The organism is Planktosalinus sp., assembly GCF_059864935.1.
Window position 1 is genome coordinate 1 of the sequence record NZ_JCBCCK010000450.1, and the last position, 8,466, is coordinate 8,466.

Consider the following 8,466-nt stretch of genomic DNA (forward strand, 5'->3'; position numbering starts at 1 on the left):
TTTCTGGAAACCTTGAGTTCAAATATGGCCTCATTGCAGTCCTGACAATAATTTTATCTCTTTCAAATCAAAAGCTGAAATTTTATTATTTTCGGTTTCAACCAGTAATTTTCCTTCCCTGGAAACCCCTGTTATTTTTCCGTTGAACTTTTCTTGTTGTGCATTTTCAAAAACTGAAATTTTATTTAGTCGGTAAAGCAATTCAAAATAAAGTTTGTCAATTTCTGAAAGCTGTACTGTTTCTATCAGTTGCCACTTTTGGTTTAAAATTTCGAGAAATCGACTTAAAACTTCATCCCGATCAAATAAGTGTCCAGCCTGCAATTTCATGGTAGTGGCATTGGGCAAATCAGTATATATTTCATCATTTACATTGATTCCTATTCCAACGATACAACCTTTTATCGATTGTTGATGAATGATATTCTCTATGAGTATGCCACACAACTTTTTATCGGCTGACAGAATGTCGTTGGGCCATTTAATTTTAATTTCCGGAATCTGAAAGTATTTTAAAGTGTCATAAACAGCCAGTGAAACTGCTTTTGACAGATAAAATTGGTTTTCAATTTCAAAACCATACAGTTGCTTAAACACACTAAACGTTAGGCTTTTTCCCTTTTGTGATTGCCAGGATGAATCTATTTGCCCTCTGCCTTGGGTTTGTTCTTCAGCAAAAAGCACAAAACCATCAGGCAATTGTTCAGCTTTAAGCAGGCCTTTTAAATGGCTGTTTGTAGAGGTAGTGGCACTGATTTTGCGTATGTTCATAAAAGAAATGGTAAAAATGAGTTAATCTTACAAAGTTAGAGGCTAAGTGAAACCAAAAAAATAATAACTTTGCAAAAATAATTGTTTTAATGACGAAAAAAGAAAACGAAGCAGATCAATTAATTACACAAATAATCCACGGAATTGAGGAGGTTAAAGGTCAGGACATTGAAATCCTGGACCTCAGGGAGATTGAAAACACAGTTTGTGACTACTTCATCATCTGTAATGGAACCTCAAACACCCAAGTAAATGCTATAGTAAACTCCATTGAAAAAACCGTCAGCAAGACACTTAAAGAAAAAGCCTGGCACATTGAAGGCTCAGACAATGCTGAATGGATATTGATGGATTATGTGAACATTGTAGTCCATGTGTTTCAAAAACACATCAGGGAGTTTTATGACATTGAAAGCCTCTGGGGTGACGCAAAAACAGTTAAAATCCAAACCAGTTATTAAGTTAATCAAACCATATTAATGGCAAACGATACAGAAAATACCAACAAGAAACCCGAGAATCAAACCCCGGGCAAGAATAACAACAAAAACAAGGACTTGAAGCCAAAATTCAGTCCTTTATGGATATATGCCGCAATCATAATTGCATTTATCGGTATCAATTATTTTGGCTCCGGTGGCTGGTCTGAGGCTGCAAAAACAACACCTGCAGAATTTCAGGAGTTTTTGAAAAATGGTGATATTGAGCGTGTGGTGATTGTCAACAAAAACAAAGCCCGTGTTTATTTAACTGATGAGGGCAAAGCCAGGGATGTTCATGTCAGAAAAGTGGGGCAACAATCATTGGTTTCAAATGTTCCGGCATATCAGTTTGAATTTGGAGATCTCCAGAATTTTGAAAATGAAATCAGGCGTACCAAAGAAGAGTACAATTTACCGGTCTCGGTTGTTTATGATACAGAATCCAACGTTTGGGGCGACATACTATTGACATTGCTTCCATTTGCCATTATCATTGCCATTTGGATTTTTATTATGAGAAGAATGTCCGGTGCCGGTGGTGGTGGACCCGGAGGTCAGATTTTCAACATAGGCAAATCAAAAGCCAAGCTCTTTGATCAAAATACAGATGTAAAAGTTTCCTTTAAAGATGTGGCAGGTCTAGAAGGTGCTAAAGAAGAAATTCAGGAAATAGTTGACTTTCTCAAAACACCGGATAAATATACCGCTTTGGGCGGAAAAATACCCAAAGGCGCTCTTCTTGTAGGACCTCCTGGAACAGGAAAAACACTTCTTGCTAAAGCCGTTGCCGGTGAAGCCAAAGTACCCTTTTTCTCACTTTCAGGCTCAGATTTTGTGGAAATGTTTGTGGGTGTGGGTGCATCACGTGTAAGGGACTTATTTAAACAAGCTAAAGACAAATCACCGTCCATCATTTTTATTGATGAAATAGACGCCATTGGTCGGGCACGTGGAAAAAGTAATTTTTCAGGCTCTAATGACGAGCGTGAAAATACCCTAAACCAATTGTTGACCGAAATGGACGGTTTTGGCTCCAATGCCAATGTCATCGTCCTTGCAGCTACAAACAGAGCAGATGTACTTGACAAAGCCCTGATGCGAGCCGGACGTTTTGACCGTCAGATATATGTGGACTTGCCGGATTTAAGGGAACGTAAAGAAATATTTGATGTGCACTTAAGGCCCATCAAAAAAGAAGAAAACCTCGACCTTGATTTTCTTGCCAAGCAAACTCCCGGTTTCTCCGGGGCAGACATTGCCAATGTATGTAACGAAGCCGCTTTAATTGCTGCAAGAAAAGGCAATAAAGCTGTGGGCAGACAGGATTTTCTCGATGCCGTTGACAGGATTATTGGTGGTTTGGAAAAGAAAAATAAAATCATCACCCCCGATGAGAAAAAAGCCATTGCTTTTCACGAGGCCGGACACGCCACCGTTAGCTGGATGCTTGAACACGCTGCTCCATTGGTTAAAGTAACCATTGTGCCCCGCGGACAATCGCTGGGTGCAGCCTGGTACCTTCCTGAAGAGAGGCTTATTGTTAGGCCTGAGCAAATGCTTGATGAAATGTGTGCCACACTTGGAGGTCGTGCTGCAGAAAAGGTGATTTTTGATAAAATTTCAACTGGCGCCCTAAGTGATTTGGAAAAAGTCACCAAACAAGCAAGAGCTATGGTAACCATATATGGGTTAAACGACAAAATTGGAAACCTCACCTATTATGATTCTTCGGGTCAATCTGAGTACAATTTCACAAAACCTTACAGTGAAAAAACTGCTGAGATGATTGATAAGGAAATTTCAAATTTAATCGAATCTCAATATCAAAGAGCCATTGAGCTTCTTAAAAAACACAAAGACAAACTTGTTGAACTTGCCAATGTATTGCTTGAAAAAGAAGTGATTTTTAAGGATAATCTTGAAACTATTTTTGGAAAAAGGGATTTTGACCAACCGGATGTCGTTTTTGACAAGTTTAAAAAACCTCAAGCTTAAAATCAGCTTGCAAAAGATAAAAAGAACTTAATTCGTTTTTAGGGCAAGTTTTTTTTATATTTGGGGCAAGTCATAATAATAAACACTTCAATAAAATTTGAATGAGTTTGTTTAAAAAATTATTCCGAAAAACAAGAGAAAAGGAATCCCCAAAAGAAGAAAGAAGTAAATATTTACCGGAAGTACCTCTACCTACTGACGAAAAATTCACCTACAACTTCAGAAAAAATGGCGGAAAGTTCCTCTATTGCGAAAACATTGATGAGCTCGAAGAAGCCTTTGACAATATTTTGCTTGAAAACGACTGGTATGAAAAGGAAGTTTTTTGTACTGACAAAACACTTGTTTCAAAATTCAGCAGTTACAATTTAAAATTTGTTACAAATTTGAGTGCGGCGTTTTTCTTTTCCAGATGTGAATCACTGGTAGCTGACGCTGGTGCTATTTTAATTTCTTCAAACCAAATTAAGGAAAAAAAGCTTAAAGAACTGCCTGATAATTTTATCATTTTTGCCACAACCAGCCAACTGGTTGATACAATTGGCGAAGGTTTACGCGTCATTAAAAGCGCTAATAAAAACAACATTCCCTCAAATATTACCACCATAAAAAACTTTGAAAGCAAGAAAGAAAATGATTTCATGACTTACGGGAGTAGTTCAAAAAACTTATATTTGCTGCTTTTGGAAGACTTGTAATATGAAGGAAATTTTTATAAGAGCAACATTTGGGGCAATCTATGTAATCATCCTTTTGTCTGCCATTTTTATCTCTTCATACACTTATCTTGGAGTAATATTATTGCTTGGATTAATCAGCCTTCAGGAATTTTTAAAACTCATTCACTTAAAGTCGTTTGTGCTTTATGGAATATTGATTCTGTTTCTTTATTATTTCTCATACCTGCAATTTGATTTTTACGCTACCAAACTCCTGCTGGTATTAACCGGATTTGTCAATTTATTTTTGTTCAAAGATTTGCTTTGGACAAGCATGATTCCCATGTTTGAAAAGAAAAAGTATATAGTTACTATTTTTTACCTCATCAGTGGTTTTGTGTTTTTGGCAATGATTCCATTTGACAGGTATGAATACCACCCATTTTTGATTGCTTCTATTTTTGTTCTGGTTTGGGCCAATGATATTTTTGCTTTCCTGATTGGAAAAACTTTCGGTAAACGAAAACTTTTTGAACGCATTTCCCCCAATAAAACCATTGCCGGATTTCTTGGAGGGATGGCGGCCTGTATTGTTGCAGGTCTTTTTATTTCACATTTTTTAAACACACACAATCTTTTTTTCTGGTTAGGTTTGGCAATTTTGATTAGTTTTATCGGGCCTATTGGCGATTTAGTTCAGTCAAAGTTTAAACGTCAGGCGGGAGTTAAAGACAGTGGCACACTCATTCCCGGTCACGGCGGGGCTTATGACAGGCTGGACAGTATGATTTATTCCAGCCCATTTATTTATACCTATATTACTTTAGTAAATTATGTTTCATAAAGAAGGCCACAAAATAATTTTAGCTGCACTTTCCGTTTTATTAATTCTTGGATTGGCTGCACATTTTTTTCTTGACAATGAACCACTCAAGAAAATACTGGTAAGTGTTTTAATACTCTTTTTTCTGCTTATCCTCCAGTTTTTTAGAAACCCGAAAAGAAATTTTCAGCAGGGTGACAACTACGTTTTATCGCCTGTTGACGGAAGGGTAGTCGTTATCGAAGAGGTTTTTGATAAAGAGTACTTTAACGAAAAACGAATTCAGGTTTCGGTATTTATGTCGCCCATCAATGTTCATGTGACGCGTTATCCCGTAGGTGGCAGGGTAGTATATTCTAAATACCACCCCGGAAAATATCTTGTTGCATGGCACCCCAAATCTTCTGAAGAAAACGAAAGAACAACAGTAGTTGTCAAAAACCCGGTTTTTGGTGAAATACTGCACAAACAGATTGCCGGTGCTATGGCCAAACGCATTGTAAATTATGCCGTTACCGGTCAACAAGTCCACCAAGCTGACGACAGCGGGTTTATAAAATTTGGGTCGAGAGTAGATGTTTTATTACCTTTAGGAACCAAAATCAATGTAAAACTTAACCAAAAGGTTAAGGGGGGAATCACCATTTTAGCAGAAAAAAATGAATCCTGAAGAACTTCAAGCCTCCTTTGAGGAAGCTGTAGACCGGGTAAACAACCATCTGGAACCCTTTCCGGCAGATTTGTTGTTGCGCTTATATGCCTATTACAAAAGAGCCAACAACAATGAGGACGATCCCAACAGCAAAACGCCACTTATCAACGCTTTTAAAGCAAATGCCTTGTTTCAAACCAGAAACATGTCACCCGATGAGGCAAAAACTGCTTATGTTGAAGAAGTTAACACCTATTTTTTATACAGAAAATAACTACTTGTTTAAAGGCAGGTACACCACTTTTTTGGTATCAAAAAATTCTTCTTCAAAGAAATCGGTTAAAGGATAAATTTCCGATTTAGGAAAGTCGTTTAATTCCTCCGTCAAATCACCCCCTTTTAGATAAAGTATCCCGTTTTTTCTTTCGTGAAGATTCTTACGGGCAATTTTCCCGTCCACCCAATACACAAAGGTGGGCATGGAAGCCACTGCCCTGCTTACAATAAAATCATAGGTTCCTTTGATGTTTTCTACCCGGTCATTAGTTGTTTTCACATTTTTGATTCCTGATCTTGCAACGACTTCGTCAACGACTTTAATTTTTTTGCCAATGGAATCCACCAAATGAAACTTTGTGTCCGGAAAAAGAATGGCCAGTGGTATTCCCGGAAATCCGCCACCGGTACCCACATCAAGAATTTTGCTGTCAGGTAAAAATTGCTGGACTTTTGCAATTCCAAGAGAGTGTAGCACATGTCTGAGATACAACTCGTCTATATCCTTTCTGGACACCACATTAATTTTCAGATTCCAGTCTTGGTACAGTTCTTGAAGTAATTCAAACTGAGCAATTTGTGAGTCAGTTAAATTTGGGAAATATTTTAAAATCAATTCCATATGCTACATTAAGTGGTCAAAAATAAACATTTAACTTCTTTTTTTACCTTTCAAACTTACAAAGACGCCATTTATAATTATATTTGCAATTATCTGAATACGACTATTGCGTTTTTACAAAATACATATGAACACACCCTCAATACGATTTTCAAGAAAAGATCCTGCCAACTTTTTCAAAACACTCAACAAACGCGTTAACGATTATTTCTCTGAAAACAATTTAAAGAAAACAGGCAACTGGAAGCTTCACCTGAAAACGGTGACCATGTTTGCCATGTTTCTAACCCCATATTTTTTACTACTTACTCTTGATATTCCCGGATGGGCACAGTTGCTTCTCGCTATCCTTATGGGTGTGGGTATGGCCGGTGTGGGCATGAATGTTATGCATGATGGCAACCATGGTTCTTATTCCTCAAAAAAATGGGTCAACAAGTTTATGGGAAGCACGATTTATATCCTTGCAGGAAATGTGTACAACTGGCAAGTACAGCACAATGTATTGCACCATACCTATACAAACATTCACGGCCACGATGAAGACATGGATGCCGGAAGAATTATGCGTTTCAGCAAGCATTCAGAATGGAAACGATTTCACAAATACCAGCATTTGTATTCTGTTTTGCTCTATGGTCTTTTGACCTTTAACTGGGCTTTAACCACAGATTTCAAACAAACCAGGGATTATCTTAAGAGAAAACTGTCTTATGGTGAATTTCCAAACCCGGTAAAACAATGGAGTATAGTTGTTGTTTCTAAAATCATTTACATTTCTATCTGGATTGTAATTCCAATGTTTATCTTATCAATAGCCTGGTGGAAAGTCCTTATTGGCTTTTTTGTGATGCACTATGTTGCAGGTGTGATACTTAGCGTGGTCTTTCAGTTGGCACATATGGTTAAAGAAGCCCAAATGCCCCTTCCCGATGAAACAGGAACCATGAAAAATACCTGGGCGATACATCAGTTATATACTACCGTAAACTTTGCCACAAAAAATAAAATTGTAAACTGGTTTACAGGAGGTTTAAACCATCAGGTGGAACATCATATTTTTCCAAACATCAGCCACGTTCATTACACAAAAATTTCAAAAATTGTAAAAGAAACGGCAAGGGAATTTAATTTACCCTACCACGAATACAAAACCACCCGCAAAGCTATACAATCGCATTTCTCTCATCTAAAAGAAATGGGAGCAGAACCGGCTTTGAGTGCTTAATCAACCCTGATCAACCCAATTTTATGAAGGATCATTTATCTGACAGAGTGAACAATATGGCTACCTCTGCAACACTGGCCATGGCTGCAAAAGCCCGCGAATTAAAAAATGAAGGCAAAGATATTATTGGTCTCAGCCTTGGCGAGCCCGATTTCACCATTCCTGAATTTATCAAAGATGCTGCTATTCAAGCAATAAATGACGACATACACGCTTACCCGCCTGTTGATGGCTATGCCGAACTGAAAAAGGCCATCATTACAAAATTCAAAAGAGACAACAACCTCACCTATGAGCCGGCACAAATTGTGGTTTCAACGGGTGCCAAGCAATCACTGGCCAATTTGACCATGGTGATGCTCAACCCAGGTGATGAAGTTATCCTTCCTGCACCTTACTGGGTGAGCTACAGCGACCTGGTGAAACTCTCAGATGGGGTTCCTGTGGAAATCCCAACTACAATCGACACCAATTTTAAAATCACAGCAGAGCAATTGGAGGCCGCCATTACGCCAAAAACAAAACTGCTGATGTACAGTTCGCCTTGCAACCCCAGTGGCTCAGTATACAGCAAAGAAGAATTGCGCGCTCTGGCCGATGTACTTCAAAAATACCCCAACATTTATGTGATTTCTGATGAAATCTATGAGCACATCAACTTTGCCGGAAAACATTTTTCAATGGCACAGTTTGAAGATATGCATGACCGCACTGTTGTGGTGAACGGTGTTTCAAAAGCCTTTGCCATGACCGGCTGGCGTATCGGCTATATTGGGGGCCCAAGCTGGATTGCCCGGGCATGTAATAAAATGCAGGGACAAATCACCAGCGGTGCCAATGCCATCGCGCAAATGGCAACCATAGCTGCACTGGAAGCCCCGGTGAGCAGCATTCAATATATGATAGACGCATTTAAGAGCCGTCGCGAACTCATACTGGATTTGCTAAACGAAATTCC

Annotated in this window: 10 protein-coding genes; 8 read left to right on the forward strand and 2 right to left on the reverse strand. The window is 38.5% G+C overall.

All coding sequences use genetic code 11. The features are described 5' to 3' along the window. Positions 1-30: 30 nt before the first annotated feature. Positions 31-771, reverse strand: a complete 741-nt coding sequence (locus tag AC6F75_RS13315; protein WP_500715579.1) for a biotin--[acetyl-CoA-carboxylase] ligase — start codon at positions 769-771, stop codon at positions 31-33. 89 nt (positions 772-860) lie between these two features. Between AC6F75_RS13315 and rsfS the strand changes: the two genes are divergently transcribed. The 6 genes from rsfS (at position 861) to AC6F75_RS13345 (ending at position 5,656) form a co-directional block, all read left to right on the forward strand. Continuing rightward, positions 861-1,232, forward strand: a complete 372-nt coding sequence (rsfS, locus tag AC6F75_RS13320) for a ribosome silencing factor (protein ID WP_500715580.1) — start codon at positions 861-863, stop codon at positions 1,230-1,232. Between the two features lie 18 nt (positions 1,233-1,250). After that, entirely contained in the window at positions 1,251-3,248 is a 1,998-nt protein-coding gene (gene ftsH / locus AC6F75_RS13325) for an ATP-dependent zinc metalloprotease FtsH (RefSeq protein ID WP_500715581.1), read from the forward strand. Between the two features lie 101 nt (positions 3,249-3,349). Then, a complete protein-coding gene (locus AC6F75_RS13330) occupies positions 3,350-3,946 on the forward strand; it encodes an LUD domain-containing protein (RefSeq protein ID WP_500715582.1) in 597 nt (198 codons plus the stop codon). A gap of 1 nt (position 3,947) precedes the next feature. After that, positions 3,948-4,751, forward strand: a complete 804-nt coding sequence (locus AC6F75_RS13335) for a phosphatidate cytidylyltransferase (RefSeq protein ID WP_500715583.1) — start codon at positions 3,948-3,950, stop codon at positions 4,749-4,751. Beyond that, the gene (locus AC6F75_RS13340; protein ID WP_500715584.1) at positions 4,741-5,400 is read left to right on the forward strand and encodes a phosphatidylserine decarboxylase family protein; all 660 of its coding nucleotides are present in this window, start codon (positions 4,741-4,743) and stop codon (positions 5,398-5,400) included. The genes AC6F75_RS13335 and AC6F75_RS13340 overlap by 11 nt, the downstream gene beginning before the upstream one ends. After that, on the forward strand, positions 5,390-5,656 hold the full coding sequence (locus AC6F75_RS13345; RefSeq protein WP_500715585.1) for an acyl-CoA-binding protein: 267 nt from the start codon (positions 5,390-5,392) through the stop codon (positions 5,654-5,656). The genes AC6F75_RS13340 and AC6F75_RS13345 overlap by 11 nt, the downstream gene beginning before the upstream one ends. Here AC6F75_RS13345 and rsmG read toward each other — a convergent pair whose 3' ends face one another. After that, entirely contained in the window at positions 5,657-6,280 is a 624-nt protein-coding gene (gene rsmG, locus AC6F75_RS13350) for a 16S rRNA (guanine(527)-N(7))-methyltransferase RsmG (RefSeq protein WP_500715586.1), read from the reverse strand. A gap of 127 nt (positions 6,281-6,407) precedes the next feature. Between rsmG and AC6F75_RS13355 the strand changes: the two genes are divergently transcribed. Next, the gene (locus AC6F75_RS13355; RefSeq protein ID WP_500715587.1) at positions 6,408-7,508 is read left to right on the forward strand and encodes a fatty acid desaturase; all 1,101 of its coding nucleotides are present in this window, start codon (positions 6,408-6,410) and stop codon (positions 7,506-7,508) included. Between the two features lie 23 nt (positions 7,509-7,531). Beyond that, on the forward strand, positions 7,532-8,466 hold a 935-nt coding region (locus AC6F75_RS13360), incomplete at its 3' end, for an aminotransferase class I/II-fold pyridoxal phosphate-dependent enzyme (protein ID WP_500715588.1).